This is a genomic window from Aliivibrio wodanis, assembly GCF_052920805.1.
This window is the reverse complement of the sequence record NZ_JBREXA010000002.1, coordinates 1,322,225-1,340,334: the sequence shown is the minus strand read 5'-3', so window position 1 is coordinate 1,340,334 and position 18,110 is coordinate 1,322,225. Positions and strand designations below refer to the sequence as shown.

11 protein-coding genes and 3 pseudogenes are annotated in these 18,110 nt (G+C 37.9%); 10 read left to right on the top strand and 4 right to left on the bottom strand.

Annotation, left to right across the window (positions count from 1 at the left end; translation table 11 throughout):
* The first annotated feature begins 1 nt into the window (after position 1).
* The 10 genes and pseudogenes from ACU5DF_RS14045 to fabV all read left to right on the top strand — a co-directional run bounded on the left by ACU5DF_RS14045 (position 2) and on the right by fabV (position 13,284).
* Positions 2-690: pseudogene (locus ACU5DF_RS14045) on the top strand (DUF2913 family protein).
* A 221-nt stretch (positions 691-911) separates the two neighbouring features.
* Positions 912-2,291 (top strand): MATE family efflux transporter, encoded by a 1,380-nt coding sequence (locus tag ACU5DF_RS14040; protein ID WP_446713312.1) that lies wholly within the window; start codon positions 912-914, stop codon positions 2,289-2,291.
* 124 nt (positions 2,292-2,415) lie between these two features.
* Complete coding sequence (locus ACU5DF_RS14035; RefSeq protein ID WP_045101630.1) at positions 2,416-3,087, top strand: ABC transporter ATP-binding protein; 672 nt, start codon at positions 2,416-2,418, stop codon at positions 3,085-3,087.
* The gene (locus ACU5DF_RS14030) at positions 3,068-5,515 is read left to right on the top strand and encodes an ABC transporter permease (RefSeq protein WP_446713311.1); all 2,448 of its coding nucleotides are present in this window, start codon (positions 3,068-3,070) and stop codon (positions 5,513-5,515) included. Before ACU5DF_RS14035 ends, ACU5DF_RS14030 begins: the two co-directional genes overlap by 20 nt.
* Positions 5,515-6,636 (top strand): lipocalin-like domain-containing protein, encoded by a 1,122-nt coding sequence (locus ACU5DF_RS14025; RefSeq protein ID WP_446713310.1) that lies wholly within the window; start codon positions 5,515-5,517, stop codon positions 6,634-6,636. The genes ACU5DF_RS14030 and ACU5DF_RS14025 overlap by 1 nt, the downstream gene beginning before the upstream one ends.
* Positions 6,637-6,834: 198 nt before the next feature.
* Positions 6,835-7,986, top strand: coding sequence for a Na+/H+ antiporter NhaA (nhaA, locus tag ACU5DF_RS14020; protein ID WP_045101633.1), 1,152 nt, complete (start codon positions 6,835-6,837; stop codon positions 7,984-7,986).
* A gap of 267 nt (positions 7,987-8,253) precedes the next feature.
* Positions 8,254-9,864: a methyl-accepting chemotaxis protein gene (locus ACU5DF_RS14015; protein WP_446713309.1), complete on the top strand. Its 1,611-nt coding sequence runs from the start codon at positions 8,254-8,256 to the stop codon at positions 9,862-9,864.
* 30 nt (positions 9,865-9,894) lie between these two features.
* A complete protein-coding gene (locus tag ACU5DF_RS14010; protein ID WP_446713308.1) occupies positions 9,895-11,085 on the top strand; it encodes a hypothetical protein in 1,191 nt (396 codons plus the stop codon).
* 10 nt (positions 11,086-11,095) lie between these two features.
* Positions 11,096-11,506: a phosphate ABC transporter substrate-binding protein gene (locus tag ACU5DF_RS14005; RefSeq protein WP_446713307.1), complete on the top strand. Its 411-nt coding sequence runs from the start codon at positions 11,096-11,098 to the stop codon at positions 11,504-11,506.
* 575 nt (positions 11,507-12,081) lie between these two features.
* A complete protein-coding gene (fabV, locus tag ACU5DF_RS14000) occupies positions 12,082-13,284 on the top strand; it encodes an enoyl-ACP reductase FabV (RefSeq protein WP_045101637.1) in 1,203 nt (400 codons plus the stop codon).
* 129 nt (positions 13,285-13,413) lie between these two features.
* Here the strand turns inward: fabV and ACU5DF_RS13995 are convergent.
* The 4 genes and pseudogenes from ACU5DF_RS13995 to ACU5DF_RS13980 form a co-directional block, all read right to left on the bottom strand.
* Positions 13,414-15,097 (bottom strand): annotated as a pseudogene (locus tag ACU5DF_RS13995) (aspartate:alanine antiporter).
* 145 nt (positions 15,098-15,242) lie between these two features.
* Positions 15,243-15,506 carry a GrxA family glutaredoxin gene (locus ACU5DF_RS13990; RefSeq protein ID WP_045101639.1) on the bottom strand — a complete coding sequence of 88 codons (264 nt, stop codon included), beginning with the start codon at positions 15,504-15,506 and terminating at the stop codon, positions 15,243-15,245.
* 210 nt (positions 15,507-15,716) lie between these two features.
* Positions 15,717-17,025, bottom strand: a pseudogene (locus ACU5DF_RS13985) (IS4 family transposase).
* 120 nt (positions 17,026-17,145) lie between these two features.
* Positions 17,146-18,000, bottom strand: a complete 855-nt coding sequence (locus ACU5DF_RS13980; RefSeq protein WP_045101640.1) for a MurR/RpiR family transcriptional regulator — start codon at positions 17,998-18,000, stop codon at positions 17,146-17,148.
* Between the last annotated feature and the right edge of the window lie 110 nt (positions 18,001-18,110).

Here is an 18,110-nt window from a genome sequence, read left to right as displayed (position 1 = left end):
AATGAGTGAAAAAAAATCAGCGCAGTATTATCAAGAAATTCAATGTGTAATCAATGCGGCACTAGGTGATTTACAAGAAAGTAAAGACAGTGGACGCTTACCTAAGAACCCTGTAAGTGCAAATCACTTTTTAATTCGCTGGGTAACTACGGCAATTAAAACACAACGTTTTGCTCATTGTGCTGCAAAAGATTTAGTAACGTGGCAGAAAGAAGGTCGTACAAAAGGAACGGGTACTGAGCTACCGACACGTTTTGAGCATTATTCACGATTGTATCGTGAATTAGCACCTGCTGAAGCGACAAAACCTATCACAAAAGATGCGATTTTAGCGTGTGGAGTGAGTTTTTAGAAGAAGATAAAGACTGGTGTGTGACAACTGAGTACGAAGTATTGCCAAAAGCCTCGTTATTTTCGGATGGTGATCACTCGTTGATTATCTGTTCAACACAACTAGAGTCTTGCTTTGACGGTGAGGATGGCTCAGCTGAGTTAATCAAACCATTGACCTGTTATGTTCGTGGTAATCATCATGAGTTTATTGAATCTGCCTATGAACATGGATTTATTGTGCATAAACGTTCGGACTATAAGTCAAAAGTAAAATATCACGGTGAATACCTGATTTATCCTAACAATCAGGGAACACAGCTAGGTGAGATCCCATTTTCATTTAATGTGAAAAAATAAGTACGAAAGGTCAATACAGCCTAAAAGCGCGGTCTATCTGCGCTTTTTTTATATTTTTAATTTAAGATTTTTTCTTAATATCCATGTAATTATTTAGATTGGTATAATTGAAGAATATAAATATGAAATTTTCATAGGTGATAGTACAATTTATAGGCATACACTCAATAGAATATTGTGGGTTGCGAATTGTATGATTTGTTATTCTATTTGAGGCGCTTATGTCTACTTTTCTTTCCAATGTTGCACTACACACTCGCGGTGAATTTCTAAAGCGATTATTGATGATCGCAATTCCAATTGCTCTGCAAAATATTATGTTCTCTAGCCGTGGTTTGGTTGATGTGCTTATGCTAGGTCAACTTGGCGAAGCAGATATTGCTGCAGTTGGTGTTGCTAGCCGTGCAACATTTGTGACTACCATTATGTTGGTTGGTGTAACAACAGGTGGTGCGCTATTAACAGCCCAATACTGGGGAGCTCAAAATAAGGAAGGAGTTCGTCAAAGTACGGCGCTTACTTGGATGGTAAGCATGGCTATGGCGACGATTCCTGTTGCTCTGTTCTTTTTGATCCCAGAGCAAATTATGTCTTTAGCGACCGATTCTCAAGAAGTTATTGACCTAGGGGCGGAGTATCTATTTATAACGGCATTAACTATGTACGTTGTTTCTTGTGGTAGCAGTATGGCGGTAGGGTTACGCTCTATTCATCAACCAGGAGTTAGTACATTTTTTAGTGGGATAGGGATCGTTTCTAACGTCTTCTTGAACTGGGTGTTGATTTTTGGTCATTTAGGTGCGCCTGCTATGGGGATAAAAGGGGCAGCTTTAGCAACCTTGATCAGTGGTGTTATTGAGATTATCTGCTTGTATGGTTACCTCTATGGTCGTTCTCATTTATTAAGTTTTGGCTTAGTTGAAATTAAAGCGGTATTAAATTGGCCAAAAATATCTAAGTTCCTCTCTTTATCTTTGCCTACGACGTTTAATTTCTTAGTCTGGTCGGCGGGTATATTTACTTATCATGCCATTATGGGTCAATCGGGAGTTCAAGGTTTAGCTGCGTTATCTGTTATTTCTCCAATTGAATCTATTGCATTAAGTTTTCTTATTGGTGCGGCAGGGGCTGCGTCAGTATTGATGGGAAATCAGTTGGGAGCAAAAAAATACGAAGCGGTTTATTACCAAAGTTGGGGAGTCTTAGGTTTAAGTGTAGTGACGAGCTTTGTCATTGCGTTATTTGTTATGATTTTTCAGCATCAAATCTTGGATATGTTCCCTGCATTAACTGATGAAACTCGTGCTATTGCTGAGAAATTTATGGCAATTCTTGCCATTATTATTGTGATCAGAAGTGTGCCTTTAACGGCTATTGTAGGAGTGTTGCGAGCGGGTGGGGATGTTAAGTACTGTTTGTATCAGGATATTATCTCACAGTGGTTTATTGGTATTCCTATCGCAGCTATTGGAGCATTAGTTTTAGGCTTCCCTCCTGAGTATGTTTATGCACTATTTATTGTTGAAGAAATAGTAAAATGGTTTGGTTCAATTTATAGAATGAAATCAAAAAAATGGATTAAAAATCTGGTAGATGCATAACAAAAGATGGGTTTTAGTTGCTATCGGAACAGAGTCGTAACCTAAGGTATAAAAAGCTTTATGAAAGCAGGGTTATAGTGTAAATTCTGTTACCGATATCACAAAACATCTTTTGAGAGGGTACATGTTAAAGCTGACAAACCTGAATAAAGGTTACTTGGATGGTGGAGAGTTTCATCCTATCCTTCAAGGGGCAGAGTTAACAATAGAGCAGGGCGCTCAAATTGCATTAATGGGTGAAAGTGGCTCAGGCAAAAGTACCCTTTTAAATTTAATTGCAGGTTTAGATAGTGTCGACAGTGGTCAAATAGATATTGCTGGCTTTTCTATGCATTCTCCAAAACAAAGCTCTCGGACTTCTTATCGCCGTAATAATATAGGCCTTGTTTTTCAACAGTTTAATCTTCTACCGACCTTAAGCATTGCTGATAACATTCGTTTTTGTCGCCAATTAAAAGGGCTGCGAGATGATGGTGCGTTATGGCGTCAAATCATTTCTGCATTGGATCTTATGCCATTACTCGGTCGTTATCCTGAAGAAGTTTCTGGTGGACAGCAACAACGTGCTGCTATTGCTCGTGCTTTATATATGGAACCTAAGCTATTGTTAGCAGATGAACCAACAGGAAGTTTAGATGAGAAAAATGCAGAAGCGGTAATGCGATTATTGACGCGTTTATCTCGCGATCTTCACTGTACGCTTTTATTAGTGACACACAGTGAAAAAGTGGCTGAACATATGGATGGTTTAGTTAAGCTTCAAGGAGGGTTATTAAATGTTATTCCCGGTAGCTAAAGCACTTTTTGGGCACTACCGAAAACATCCCCTACAAATTTTTTTAGTCTGGCTTGGTTTAACGCTTGGCGTGTCACTGCTTGTCGGTGTTCTAGCGATTAATAACCATGCAAAAACCAGCTATAGTGAAGGGGAGAAATTATTCTCTAATCCTTTTCCTAATCGTATTCGCGCTATTCAAGAAAGCATTACGATCCCTCAGGCGTTTTATATAAACTTACGTCGTGCTGGTTACTCCTCTTGTATGCCAGTACAAACTCTACATTTAGAAACAAAAAATGATATTGATATTTCGTTAGTCGGTATTGACCCTATTGCCTTAATGCAAATATCAGTAAAAAACTTAGCTAGTACAGAAGACATGCTTTCTTTAATTAGACCTCCGTTCCCTGTATTGGTTAGCCAGCCCTTAGCTTCGTATTTTGGTCTTAGCGATGGTGATTACATCGATTTGCAAAATGAATCGAATGTTGGCCCTATTATTATCGATAAAAACCAACGTTTATCAGGTTCTCGAATTTTCTCTGATATTGCTTTAACCAAAATGTTAGGACACAAAACTGGCTTAGATATTATTCTTTGCGGTGAAATGTCAGATAAGAAAAAAGCACGATTAGAGAGAATGTTACCACGAGGTTTACAGTTAGAAACGCATAAAGAATCTGGATTAACAGCATTAACAAAAGCATTTCATACTAATTTACTTGCTATGGGTATGCTCTCTTTTGTCGTGGGTTTGTTTATCTTTTATCAAGCTATGTCTCTCTCTTTTGTTCAACGACAGCCGCTTGTTGGCACGTTAAGGCAGATAGGAGTGTCTACAAAAGAGCTTATTTTGGCTATGGGGATGGAAGTATTTCTATGGGTTATAGTCGGTTGGGTTAGTGGTAATTTCTTTGGTTTAATATTGGCAAACCAGTTAATACCAACGGTATCTAATAGTTTATATTCACTCTATAACGCAGACGTAGATCTTTTGATCTCATGGAGTTGGAGCTATCAAAGTTTATGGATGGCCATCTTAGGTTGTATTTTGGCTTGTGGTTGGCCACTTTACCGTCTATTGAGCATTGAGCCTATTCGCTTAACTGCACGTTTGTCTATCGCTCGTTTTGCAGGTAAAGAGTTTGAAGTTCAAGCCATTATTGCATGTGTATTTTTTGTAGCAGCTTATTTAATTAATTTACTGCCTCATAGCCATGAAAATGGATTTTACCTTATTGGCTTTTTAATGATTAGTGTTGGTTTAATAACCCCATATATTATTTGGAAGTTCTTTGATTGGTTATCTTATCGACTACCTTCAGCAAAAGCACGGTGGTTTTTCTCTGATTCTGCAGCTAGCCTAAGTTATCGTGGTGTTGCAGCAATGGCCTTTATGTTGGCGTTGGCCTCCAATATTGGTGTTGAAACTATGGTCGGAAGCTTTAGAGCAACAACTAATAACTGGCTTGAACAGCGCCTCGCTGCTGATATTTATATTCAACCAAGTAAAGCTTCTGCTAGTCGTATTAGCTACTGGTTGGAAAAGCAACCAGAAGTAGAATCGGTATGGAGACAGTGGCAAATAGATTATCAAACTGAATATGGTAATCTTGAGATTTTAAGCACAGGAGCTACTCTTGGGGAGAAGAGTGCACTGACTATGAAAGTGGCTATTCCTGAATTTTGGTATTCACTTCATCATCGCCGTAGCGTATTAATTAGCGAATCAATGGCTTTGAAATGGGATTTAAAACCAGGGGATTATTTAGATTTACCAGTACCTATGGGAGACAACTGGCAGATCTCTGGTGTCTATTATGACTACGGTAATCCTTATAATCAGTTACTGCTTTCTCATAAAACGTGGTTAAAAGCATTTGGTGGACAAGGCAAGACCGGAATAGGGGTTGTGCTTACGGATAAAGATCAACGCACAGAGTTAATAGATAGGATTTTAAAGCAGTATCGATTACCAATTGAACAAATAAGTGATAATAATTCGATTCAAATTCAAGCAATGAAGGTTTTTGACCGTACCTTTATTGTGACTGGCACATTAGGCAATTTGACATTAATTATTGCTGTATTTGGGCTATTTTTCGCTACATTGGTTGGTGAGATCTCTCGTCAGAGACAAACTGCTTTATTACGTTGTTTAGGTTTGTCAGGAAAAGAATTGATCTTATTAGGTGGTTTACAATTACTTACTATTGGGTTATTTACCATTTTGATCGCGTTGCCTTTAGGCTTGGTTCTCTCTCAGTTACTAATTGATATTGTTATGAAATATGCATTTGGATGGACAATGGAAATTAACTATTATCCATTAGAATATCTACGAACATTCATGTGGACATTATTCGTTTTAACAATTGCAGGTGCCGCCACCGTGTGGAGAGTAACTAAACGGCAAGCTATCACTTCATTGAGGGAGTCTTTGTAATGCTGGAAAATAATGAAAATGCCTACAACCTAAAAGTATCCCTCATTATTGTAGTATGTGTCTTAATGTTTAGCGTTGCTTATTATTTTAATTGGAGAAAAGTTGATAGCGAAGGAAGTAACGAGATCAACTCTATTTTCTCCCAATCAGATGGGGTTTACTTTGATCCTGTTTTACCTAATTCACCCTTACGTTTTCCTAAAGATTTTAGTGAGCACTCTGGCTTTCAGCATGAAAAGTGGGTGATGACAGTAAATGCTTTGAATCAAGCGGGCGAAGAGATTGCTATTCAATGGACAATATTTCGTATTTCAAATGACGATAGAGAAACAAAAGGTTGGTTAGATCCTCGTTTGTATGTGGCCAAAGTCGTTGTTACTACAAAAGATGGTAAATGGGTTGAGGAGCGTTTAGCTCGTGGAGGGATTGGTCAAGCTGGGGTTTCAGCTAAGCCTTATCGTATGTGGGTTGACGATTGGCAATGGAGAAGCTTAGGTAGTAGCCCTTTTCCTGGATTATTATCCATAATATCAGATGAATTTTCACTAAAGTTGTCTATAAATTCCAATTCTCCAGTAATCCCACTTGGTGAGGATGGCTATTCTAGAAAACACGATTTAATCCCCGTAGCTTCTTATGAATATATTTTTCCGTTTCTTAGCGTTCGTGGAAATGTAACTTTGAATAATCAAATTTACACTATTTCAGGTCAGGCGATTTTAGAACATGAATGGGCAAGTGGTTTTCTAGATGAACACCAACAGGGTTGGGACTGGTTCATTATAAATATTGATCAAAATAGTAAGCTTCTGGTAGCTCAATATAGACATAAAAATCAGACACCTTATCGTTATGGTGTGTTACTTTATAAAAATGGGGAATATAAACCTCTTAGCGAAGATGACTTCTCTTTACAAACATTGCCTGCTCGTAAATTAAAAAATGGCCGAAGATTACCACTTCAGTGGATAATTAATTTGCCTAGTTACAATATTAACCTCACGACACAGGTAGTAAGAAATGAACAGTGGTTAGATACCCTTATTCCTTATTGGCAGGGACCGATAACCACAACAGGCTCTCATCAAGTAACAGGCTTTATGCAGTTGACGGGATATTAATAGATCTTGAGTTTAGATAATGTCTACTAAATAGAACTGATTTCTGTTCGATGCGAATAAATCAGACTATAAGGACTAATAGTTCGGAATTTCCGATGGTACTTCTCTGAAGAAGCGATTATTCTTGATCTCGAACAAGAGGTAGACTTTTCCTATTCATTATTTCAATAAACTATAATTATAAGTGAAGGACATCTTATGAGTGATGTTATTAAGAATTTTTTTAAATTAGAGTCAGCTGGAGGGATCCTTCTGGTTATTGCAGCAGCTATTGCTATGATTATTGCAAACTCTTCTTTAGCACCAATGTACAATACCTTTTTACATACTTATATTGGTGGTATGTCAGTTTCACATTGGATCAATGATGGTTTAATGGCTGTCTTTTTCTTCTTAATTGGTTTGGAAGTGAAGCGAGAGCTACTTGAAGGTGCTTTAAAATCTAAAGAAACCGCTATTTTTCCAGCGATTGCAGCGGTCGGTGGTATGCTTGCTCCTGCACTCGTTTATGTTGCATTTAATATTGGTGATCCAGAAGCGTTATCTGGTTGGGCAATTCCTGCGGCAACCGATATTGCTTTTGCGTTAGGTATCATGGCACTGCTTGGTAATCGTGTCCCTGTAAGCTTAAAAGTATTCTTACTTGCTTTAGCAATTATTGATGACCTTGGTGTTGTCGTGATTATTGCCTTCTTCTATACAAGTGATTTGTCAATCTTAGCACTGGTGATTGGCTTTATCATGACAGGGATTTTGTTCTTACTAAATGCGAAGCACGTCTCTAAGATCCGTTGGTACTTATTGGTTGGCTTTATCTTATGGTTCAGCGTTCTTCAATCTGGTGTTCACGCTACATTAGCAGGCGTTGTTCTTGGTTTTGCGATTCCACTTAAAGGCAATAAAGGTGAACGTTCACCACTTAAACATATGGAACATGCGCTTCATCCGTACGTTGCATTTGCTATTTTACCGTTGTTTGCCTTTGCCAATGCAGGCATTTCATTAGAAGGCGTATCATTAGATAGCTTAACGACAACATTACCATTAGGTGTGGCACTTGGTTTGTTCCTTGGTAAGCCATTAGGTATCTTCAGCTTCAGCTATTTTGCCGTTAAGTCTGGTGTTGCTAAGTTACCAACAGGAATAACGATGCGACACATATTTGCAGTGTCTGTGTTATGTGGTATTGGTTTTACCATGTCGATTTTCATCTCTTCACTGGCTTTTGGTGGGGTAAATCCTGAGTTTGATAAATTGGCTCGTCTGGGTATATTAATGGGCTCGACGCTAGCAGCAGTAGTTGGTTACGTGTTATTGAGCGTTTCTTTACCGAAGAAAACTAAAGCATAAGCTTTATAGTTTGAGCTAAAATAATAGATGCCTCGTTTAATACGGGGCATTTTTTTATCTGAATTTTGAATAAATATCTCATTTCTAAACATCCTCACAATTGTTGTTATATTTAAAAAAATAATATTTAACAATACCTTACCTAACTCATCCGAGCTCCTCTCTTTAATTGGCTAAATAATGAACTGTAAACGTAATGTTAAGTTCTTGTAATTCCAAATATAACGATATATCATTCTGTCATCCACTTAACAATACGGCATGCTAATGACGTTGACATTAAAATTTTTATTATTTGCTTCTTTTATCTTTGGTTTATTCGGTACGTCATTTTATTTGCATGGCCAATTAGAAGATGTGATGAGCTCCAATTTAAAGCAAATTCAAACAGAGTTTTATCCATCTCTAGAGTTGGCTATTACCAATAATAATTTACTGATGCAGTTTGATCAGCATATACAGACAGCAGTAACGCTATCAGAAGAAGAGAACCTGGAATTTGCGACTGATATTGCAACAACGATGAGTTCGAATCTAGATACATTATTAAATATTACAACATTATATCAATCAGATGCACGTTCGCTTAATACTGCATTACAGAGCTATGCTCAACATGCGAATCAATTAGCAATGGACTTTATTGATTCTGAAAAAAGTATGGATGAGTTATTAATTAACGCTCAAAGAAATAATGAGGAATTTCGTGGTTTAGTTGATGGTTTTGAATTATTAAAAAGACAACTAGAGCATGAGTTTGAGCAAATGATCTCCTCTACTTTAGAGGAAGGACATGTTGCTAAAAAACGATTTATTTGGTTTAACATTATTGGACTAAGTGGACTAATGTTAATGGGCGGGTACGCATGGCGAACAAACTCCTCAATGAGTAAAAATTTAAAAGCAGTGAGTAAGTCGTTAGAAGGTTTTGCTGATGGTGATGGTGATTTATCAGTTCGTATCGAATATACAGGAAGAGATGAACTTGCTGAGCTTGTAAGTGGTTTCAATCGATTTGTTGAGCGTTTACAAACCTCAATGAAACATACTACTCAAAATGTTGATAAATTAGTAACGATTACCCAGAGCCTTAAAGATAACAGTAATAACAATGTATCGTCTTCAGAAAAACAAGCAAATGAGGTTTCAGAAACATCTCGTAGTATTAATGAGATGGTTTTAGCAATTAGTTCAATAACTGAAAGTGCGCTAGAAGCTTCAAAAGAGGCAACAGAAGCAAACGATAATGCCATTGAAGGTAATAGTATTATTGAAAATACAATTACTTCAATAACCTCACTAGCAAGTGAAGTTGAAAATAGTGCAGATGTAGTTAATCAATTAGTCTCTTACACGTCAAAAGTGGGTGGGGCAATTAATATTATTGGCGATATTGCAGAACAAACGAATCTATTGGCATTAAATGCGGCAATTGAAGCTGCACGTGCTGGAGAGCAAGGGCGAGGCTTTGCTGTTGTTGCGGATGAAGTGCGAAAACTGGCTTCTCGAACGCAAGAGTCAACAGCTGATATTAAAGGAATGCTCGCAGAGCTTAATCAAATTTCAGAAACTGCTTCACAAGCAATGCATCGTGGTGTTGAGCAAGCAAATGAAGGGGTTAAAGAGTCATACAATGCAGTTGAAGCTCTTGCAAGAATAACGCAAAAGGTCAGCGCTATAAATGAGATAAATGAGCGAATAGCTTCTGCGGCGGAGCAGCAGCGCTCATCATCACATTTAATTGAAACCAGTATTCACACGATTGAAAGTAGTTCTTCCGAAGTTAAAAATAATGCCAATGAACTATCTCAAATTAGCCATGAAGTTCAATCGGTCAGTGACGAATTATTTAACTTTACTAAACAATTTAAAATTTAGTCTGCCAAGAAATAGGAATTAGGACAAATCATGAAAAAAACAATAATCACAACAGCGATAACCGCTGCATTAGCCAGTCCATTTGTAATGGCAGAAACTACAGACGAAAAGATTGTAAAGCTTGAGCAACAAATTGCTTCACTTAGCAGTTTAGTTGCTGCCGCAACGACTGAAAAAGTACGTGTAAATGGCTTTGCTTCTGGTGCGTTTGGTATCTCTGATAATGATATAGGCTACAAAGGTTACACAACTGATGGTAGTTATAATCAAGATTCATTGTTTGGTTTGCAAGGGACATTTCAAGCTACTGAAAATTTTGAAGCAACCATTCAATTAGTGGCAAAAGGGAAGTATGACTGGGAGCCAGAGATTACTTGGGCATACTTAGGCTACACATTTGATAACGATGTAAAAGTACGTATTGGTAAACTTGGTCTTCCTCTATTTATGTTGTCTGAATATATCGATGTGGGTTATGCAATGCCGTGGGCTACTAGCCCTGAAGAAGTGTATGGTCGCGTACCTATCACTTCATTTACAGGTGTTGACGTAAACTATGAAATAGAACTAGATGATTCTTACATTAATCTGCAAGGTTTTACTGGTAATGAGAACATGAGTGGGGCAAGTGCTGCTGGTGGTTCTGGTAAGGTAGAAGATATCGTAGGTGCAGTGATGTTATGGAGTGATGACTACTGGACTGTTCGTGGTAGCTATACTGTTGCAACAGTTAAAGATGTAAATTTTCCATCGATTGTTTTACCAAGTGGCCCTGCAACCATTTTACCTGAGATAGATTCAGAAAAAGGATCATATGCAAGTATTGGTATTCGCTATGAAGACGAAACTTGGTTAGTAATGGGTGAAGCTACTCAAACTCGTGTAGATGGCTACTTCTCTGATTCAGATTCTGGTTATGTAACCGTGGGTTATCACATTAATGCAGTAATGCCGTATGTATCATTAGCACGCTTAGAAACCGTGGACAATGATGAGCGAATTACGACTCACCCTATACATTCTATTGGATTTGAAACATTAACCTATGAGCGCGTAGCTTATAGCCTAGGTGCTCGTTGGGATATTCAACCTGGTTTAGCAATGAAGTTTGATACCACTTATACCACTAACTTTGGTGACACTGCTGGTGGTATGTCAGGAAACACGACTGACGAAGACAGTGCAATGGTATACACAATTAAACTAGATGCTACATTCTAAGGATAGAATCATGAAAAAGAATATTATTATTTTAGCGTTTACTTCTCTTTTTTCATTTTCTAGCTTAGCTGATGTAGTGGTTGTTGGAAACCCAGCACTGCCTGATGGCATGTCAAAAAGTGATGCGAAAAAAGTTTTCTTAGGCAAAAAATCAAAATATGCCGGTGGTAACTTAAAGGTAATTGAGCTGACTAGCGCGAATGCAGAAAAAGAAGAGTTTCACAGTAAGGTAACAAAAAAGAGTTTGGCTCAACTAGAATCTTACTGGTCAAAGCAATTATTTACCGGTAAAGGAAAGCCACCAGTAGAAGTTTCAAATTCGAATATGATTAAAGCGATGATAGCTCAAAATCCTAAAGGCATTGGTTACATTGACGAAGCTAATGTTGACGGGAGTGTCAAAGTATTATTTAAGCCATAACTATTATATCAATATTAATCTAATTAAGAGCCGATAGTATGCTTAATTGAGTTAGATATAAGACCCCCAGAAAGCCCTATTAATAGAGATATTATAGGGCTTTCACCTTTCTTAAGGTAAAAAAAAGCCCAAACAAAAATGAATGGGCAAAGGAATATAAGGAGTTATGAAAAAGCTATGTAGTTGATAATATAAAATCTGGCGGCCTGCTAAATCTTATAGTCGTTTATTATCAACGGGTATTTATTATGACTAGCGATATTCGAGTTAGTTCAATTTTTTATATTTATTTTTTGTTTTATCGCTTAAAAAGAAAAACCCGTTATCTTTAGTGCTAAAAGCGAGATAACGGGTTACTTGAATTAATCAAGAAAAAGCAGTGGAATTATGAACATAACATCAGACTTCGTATTTTTTAGATAGTTCAAAAAAAGTGAAGATAATTCCATTTTTATGATGAAAAGACGTTTCACACCTCCAACCACTCACTATTTTGACAAAAATTGTCATAAATGGGATGCGAACTGGATAAGAACCTTTTATCCTAGAGGTAATTATTAAAAGGAAAGTTGAACATGATCATCAAACCTAGAATTCGTGGATTCATTTGTACAACCACTCACCCAGTTGGTTGTGAGCACAACGTTAAAGAACAAATTGCTCTAACTAAAGCGCAAGGCCCAATTGTTAATGCACCAAAACGTGTATTGGTTGTTGGCTCTTCAAGTGGCTACGGTCTTTCTTCTCGCATTACTGCTGCGTTTGGTGGTGGTGCATCAACAATTGGTGTTTTCTTCGAGAAAGCAGCGACAGAGAAAAAACCAGGTACCGCAGGTTGGTATAATTCAGCTGCTTTTGACAAACTTGCAAAAGAAGAAGGCCTTTACTCTAAAAGCTTGAATGGTGATGCTTTCTCTAATGAAGCAAAACAAAAAACAATCGATCTAATCAAAGAAGACTTAGGTCAGATTGATATGGTGGTTTACTCTCTGGCTTCTCCAGTACGTAAAATGCCAGAAACAGGTGAAGTGATCCGTTCTTCACTAAAACCAATTGGTGAAACGTATACAGCAACAGCTGTTGATACTAACAAAGATGCAATCATTGAAGCTTCAGTTGAGCCTGCAACAGAAGAAGAGATCCAAGATACAGTTACTGTAATGGGTGGCGAAGATTGGGAACTTTGGATGAGCGCATTATCTGATGCTGGTGTTTTAGCTGATGGTTGTAAAACTGTTGCTTATAGCTATATTGGTACTGAGCTAACTTGGCCTATCTACTGGGATGGCGCATTAGGTAAAGCTAAGATGGATTTAGACCGTGCAGCGACAGCGCTAAACGAGAAATTATCAGCGACTGGTGGCACTGCAAACGTGGCGGTTCTTAAGTCAGTAGTGACTCAAGCAAGTTCTGCAATTCCAGTTATGCCTCTTTACATCGCAATGGTATTTAAGAAAATGCGTGAAGAAGGCGTACACGAAGGTTGCCAAGAGCAAATTTTACGTATGTTTAGCCAACGTCTATATAAAGAAGATGGTTCAGCTCCTGAAGTTGATGATAAAAACCGTCTACGTCTAGATGACTGGGAACTACGTGAAGACATTCAAAAACATTGTCGTGAGCTATGGCCACAAGTAACGACTGAGAACCTAAAAGATTTAACGGATTACGTTGAGTATAAAGAAGAGTTCTTAAAACTGTTTGGTTTTGGCGTTGATGGTGTTGATTACGACGCAGACGTGAACCCAATGGTTGAGTTTGATGTTGCCGCTATTTAATTAATAGCCTTGCTATAATCAATGAATAGAAAAAAAGCCCTAGAGTGAATAATCATTCTAGGGCTTTTTACTATTTATTACCCACCACTAAAAAATTGTTTGTATAAATGGTGTATTGGTATAAATGAGTTAGGCCAGTAAGATCATAATGGTACCTGCTACGGTCATTAAGATATTTGCAATAGCGTAAGTACCGGCATAGCCTAATGCTGGGATAGTACTACGCGCGTGTTCATTTACGACATCCATTGCAGGGCCACAGGTGCGAGCACCAATGATGGCACCTATTAATAACGCACGGTTCATATTTAAAATATAAGCACCAACAAGGTAAGCAAGGATAACAGGTACGACACTGACAATGAGAGCTGCTGCGAGTACTTTTAAGCCATCTTCAGAGAAGTATTCACTAATATTTCCACCTGCACTCAGACCAATCCCAACCATGAAAACAAGTAGCCCAAGGTTTTTGGTCATATTTAGCGCTCCTTGTGGGACATAGCCAAAAGTAGGGTGGTTTGCTCGTAAGAAACCTAAAGTGATACCTGAAATTTAATAAGCCTACCGCATTACCTAATCCAAAAGTAACCTGCCCAAAGCTCATCGTTATCATCCCAAACATAATACCTAAGATGAAAAAGCTACAGAAGGCAAGCAAGTCTGATACTTGACTATGGATAGAGATAAAACCAATTTTATCAGCAATATGATGAACTTTACTCTTTTCACCACTAACTTGAAGGATATCCCCTTTAGCTAACACAATATCATGTTCAATCGGCATTTCGATTTGAGCACGGACAACACGGTTTAAGAAACAGCCGTATTCAGAAAGGTTTAGCTCAGAAAGGCGCTTTCCTGCAATGTTGTCATTTTTTACAACGATCTCTTCTTCCGCAATACGTAGATCCAATAGGTTACGGTCAAATACTTCTTTCCCGTTTCTGAAGCTAGGATCTAGACGAGCATGACTATCTGGGTAGCCAACCAACGCTATTTCATCACTTTGTTGTAGGATATAGTCGCCATCAGGGTTCGCAAGAATACCATTACGACGAATGCGCTCAATGTGACAACCTGTTTGGCGGTGAATGCCTAGTTCACGTAAGTTCTTTCCATCAGTCCATTCAATCAATTCTGGGCCTACGCGATAAGCTCGTATAATCGGAAGATAAACTTTACGTTGTCCTGCGCTGCCAATACCACGTTCTTGGGCTATTTGCATTGCACTGTCTTGTAAATTTTGTTTTTGCAATGTAGGTAATAAACGGGCTAATAAAATTAAACTGGTTAAACCTACTAGATAAGAAAAAGCATAACCCACACTTAAGTTATCTATGACTTTACTAAAATCAACGCCTTCAGGGAGTACTGCTAACCCAGAGTTTAAGGCATCTTTTGCACCGACCAATACAGGAGTTGCAGTAAGAGCACCAGCCATCATTCCGGTAGAAAGGCCATAATCTAATTGAAAGTAGTGGTCGATCAAAAAGCTTAGAGAGATCGCGGAGATAAGGACAACCAACACTAATAATAAATAATGTTTACCATCACGAAGGAAAATACCAAAAAAGTTTGGCCCAGCTTCAATGCCAACACAGAAAATAAATAGCATAAAGCCAATATTGAGTGAGTCTGCAGTAAAGGTATAGCCGAGGCTTCCCATAAAGAGGGCGGTGATAAGAACACCAATTGAACTGCCTAATTGAAAGCTGCCGATTTTAACTTTAGCAATAAATAAGCCGAGAGCGAGAACAACGAATAAAAGTAAGATATCGTTTTGCGATAATAATGTCGCAACATCAATGTTCACTGTATTTTGCCTGAAATTTAGAAGAAGAAAGTGTGATGCAAGTCTAACGTAAAAATGGTGAATGTATAACCGTATTTATAAATAAAATTAAAAAAAATCACCGCTAATAAGCGGTGATTTAGAATACATTGATTTAAGCGATGAATTAATCAAAAAGACCTAGGTTTTCTTTTGCATACGCTTCAAATTCTGTACAGCCACCAATGTGCTCTTGGTCAACAAAAATTTGTGGAACAGTGTCAACTGGCTTACCAACAGTTGTTTCTAAATCAGCCTTAGAAATACCTTCAGCATGAATATCAACATAGCGGTAGTTAAAGTCTTCACGCTTTTCTTTTAGCGTATCCGCATGATCTTTTGCACGAACACAAAACGGGCAACCAGGACGACCAAAAATAACAACAAACATAGTGTTAACTCCAAACAATTAGTAAATTATGCGTAATACTCGCAATCAATAAGTACACTATGCCTGTTGAAATTAGCAAAGTAAAGATGGTTTCACCTTTTTGATTGATTGGTAATACCTATTAATTGTGTGGGTAATTAATGTGATAATAAAGCGAGTAAGCTAATGGTTTTTATAAAAAAAGAACCGCTCTAGGCTAATGCCGTTCACTTAAGGGTGAACGGCATTCTTATTTCTGGCATATCGTTGAGGTCTTGGTTTTACCATTCGAGGGAATGTTCTTTCTCTTCGCCTATCAAGTATTAAGCTTTCAGCCATCTGATGGAAGCCTTTTAATTGTCGAGGGATCGCTCCTGGCGTTGAGTATGGTAAACCAACTAATAACGCAGATACATGAGCAAGAGTCCCATTAAAACTCAATTGATAAGGGAGATAATTTCCTTTTAAATTAAAGCAAAGCTCTACCATTTGATAGCGAATTAAATTATAAGTCAACAAGATACCCCATAGTTCTTGTTTCACTAATTCAGGCAGACGACTTCGTAGTGTTAAGCGATTTCCTAACATGTATTGTTTCTGCTCTCGGTAACCCAATTCTATTTCCCAACGATGCTCATAAAGACCAATAATATCTTTTAATGGGTAACGTAATGGGTCAATCATTGACGTCAGAACTTGATAATCTTTTCCTTTAATTTTTCGAGTCACGAGACGAGCTGTCATCGTTTCAGGTAAATCAGAAAACAGTTTTCTTGCTCTTGGGTTACTTCGAAGAATAACAAGTTTGTCATTACGACCTAGCGATCGAATTATTTCATACTGAGTATTTTTTTTAAGGGGAATTAACCAGTGACGCTCTGAGCCTGTCATCTGCCATTTATGTAGTAATCCTAATGAATAGAACCCCTTATCGAACATGGTTACGCTATGGTCAGGTGTACTATCTATTAACTTCTCTGCCAATATCATTTCATTTGTATTGTAATTATCGAAAGCGCTCGCTGTAATAAGGTGGCTGCTTAGCTCCATTTGGCAAACCATTCTTACCTGTGGGTATTGAGTTCCTTTTTGGCGAGAAAAAGCCTCTTCATTTTGCTGGTTATCAGGTGCTCTCCATACAACTCCATCAACCCCTAAGAGAGTTAGCCCATTCCATTTAGGAAGATTAGCACTCTTAAGCCAGGAACTTGTCATTCGCTCAAAGACTGCTTTCATTGCTGCTTCACCTAGATTTTTTCCGGCGCTGAGTAAGGGCACTAGGCGCGACAAAAGCTTTACCTGTACGGTCTACGATATCAAGCTGATTAACTAAATCCTTCATGGATTTATTGTTATAGATAGCCATACCAACAAGTAACCATACCATTGATTCAAGAGTAAGCTTTCGCTTCCTCATCGTCACCGTATCAGTGAGAGAATAAGCCTCATCAATCAGATGGATTGGAAGTAAATCAGCGAGTGTCTCAACGTTGCTAGGTTTCCAGTCATTGATTATGTTTAGAGCTTGAGAAACATCCATAAAAAAATCCAAGTGCATAAAATACACTTGGATTTTGACATCTAAAAAGGATCGGTCAACCGATCATATTTACCTTAAATGATCGGCATTACCGCTCTAGGCAGTTCTTAAAACGAATAATTAATTTGAGCTGTCTTTTTCGTAACGAGAATCTTTAAGTGCATCTTTAACGCGTTTTAAATTATCTCTAAATCCTGCACCGCGACGAAGTGTAAAGCCTGTTGCTAATACATCAATAACTGTCATTTGTACAACACGGCTTGCCATTGGCATATAGACATCGGTATCCTCTGGAACATCTAAACAAATTGCTAAAGAAGCTATTTTTTCTAACGGAGAATCTTTAGCTGTAATTGCTATTACTGTTGCACCATTTGATTTTGCTAGTTCAGCAATTTCAACTAGGCTTTTTGTACGGCCAGTGTGAGATATTAATACGACTACATCATTTTCTGTACAGTTAATACAGCTCATGCGTTGCATTACAATGTCATCAAAACAAGTGATAGGGATATTAAAGCGGAAAAATTTATTCATCGCATCATGAGCAACAGAGGCTGATGCTCCAAGGCCAAAGAATGATATTTTTTTCGCTTGAGTTAATAAATCAACTGCACGATTAATTTGCATCGGGTCTAAACTGTTTTTTGCAACATCTAAACACGCCATTGTAGATTCAAAAATCTTATGAGTGTAAGCGTCTGGACCGTCATTTTCTTCCACATTACGGTTTACATATGGAGTGCCGTTAGCCAAGCTTTGAGCTAAATGAAGTTTAAAATCTGGGAAGCCTTTGGTATCTAATCGGCGACAAAATCGATTCACTGTTGGTTCACTAACATCTGCCATTTTGGCAAGTGTTGCAATACTTGAGTGAATAGCAGTTTGTGGTGATGCCATAATAACTTCAGCGACTTTGCGCTCTGACTTACTGAAATTATCTAGGTTATTTTGTATTCTTTCAATGGTATTCATAATGCGCTCTTCTACATTCAGTTCTTGGTATAACCCTAACCAAAATGAGTAGGTTTCAGATTACTTTGGTTAATGCTATCTAGTTTATAATTAGTATATACGTTTGTTTT

Coding starts and splice junctions, on each gene's coding strand:
- ACU5DF_RS14025 (WP_446713310.1), top strand. CDS start 5,515: ATGCTGGAAAATAATGAAAATGCCTACAACCTAAAAGTATCCCTCATT.
- ACU5DF_RS14035 (WP_045101630.1), top strand. CDS start 2,416: ATGTTAAAGCTGACAAACCTGAATAAAGGTTACTTGGATGGTGGAGAG.
- ACU5DF_RS14005 (WP_446713307.1), top strand. CDS start 11,096: ATGAAAAAGAATATTATTATTTTAGCGTTTACTTCTCTTTTTTCATTT.
- ACU5DF_RS13980 (WP_045101640.1), bottom strand. CDS start 18,000: ATGAATACCATTGAAAGAATACAAAATAACCTAGATAATTTCAGTAAG.
- ACU5DF_RS14010 (WP_446713308.1), top strand. CDS start 9,895: ATGAAAAAAACAATAATCACAACAGCGATAACCGCTGCATTAGCCAGT.
- fabV (WP_045101637.1), top strand. CDS start 12,082: ATGATCATCAAACCTAGAATTCGTGGATTCATTTGTACAACCACTCAC.
- ACU5DF_RS14040 (WP_446713312.1), top strand. CDS start 912: ATGTCTACTTTTCTTTCCAATGTTGCACTACACACTCGCGGTGAATTT.
- ACU5DF_RS13990 (WP_045101639.1), bottom strand. CDS start 15,506: ATGTTTGTTGTTATTTTTGGTCGTCCTGGTTGCCCGTTTTGTGTTCGT.
- nhaA (WP_045101633.1), top strand. CDS start 6,835: ATGAGTGATGTTATTAAGAATTTTTTTAAATTAGAGTCAGCTGGAGGG.
- ACU5DF_RS14015 (WP_446713309.1), top strand. CDS start 8,254: ATGACGTTGACATTAAAATTTTTATTATTTGCTTCTTTTATCTTTGGT.
- ACU5DF_RS14030 (WP_446713311.1), top strand. CDS start 3,068: ATGTTATTCCCGGTAGCTAAAGCACTTTTTGGGCACTACCGAAAACAT.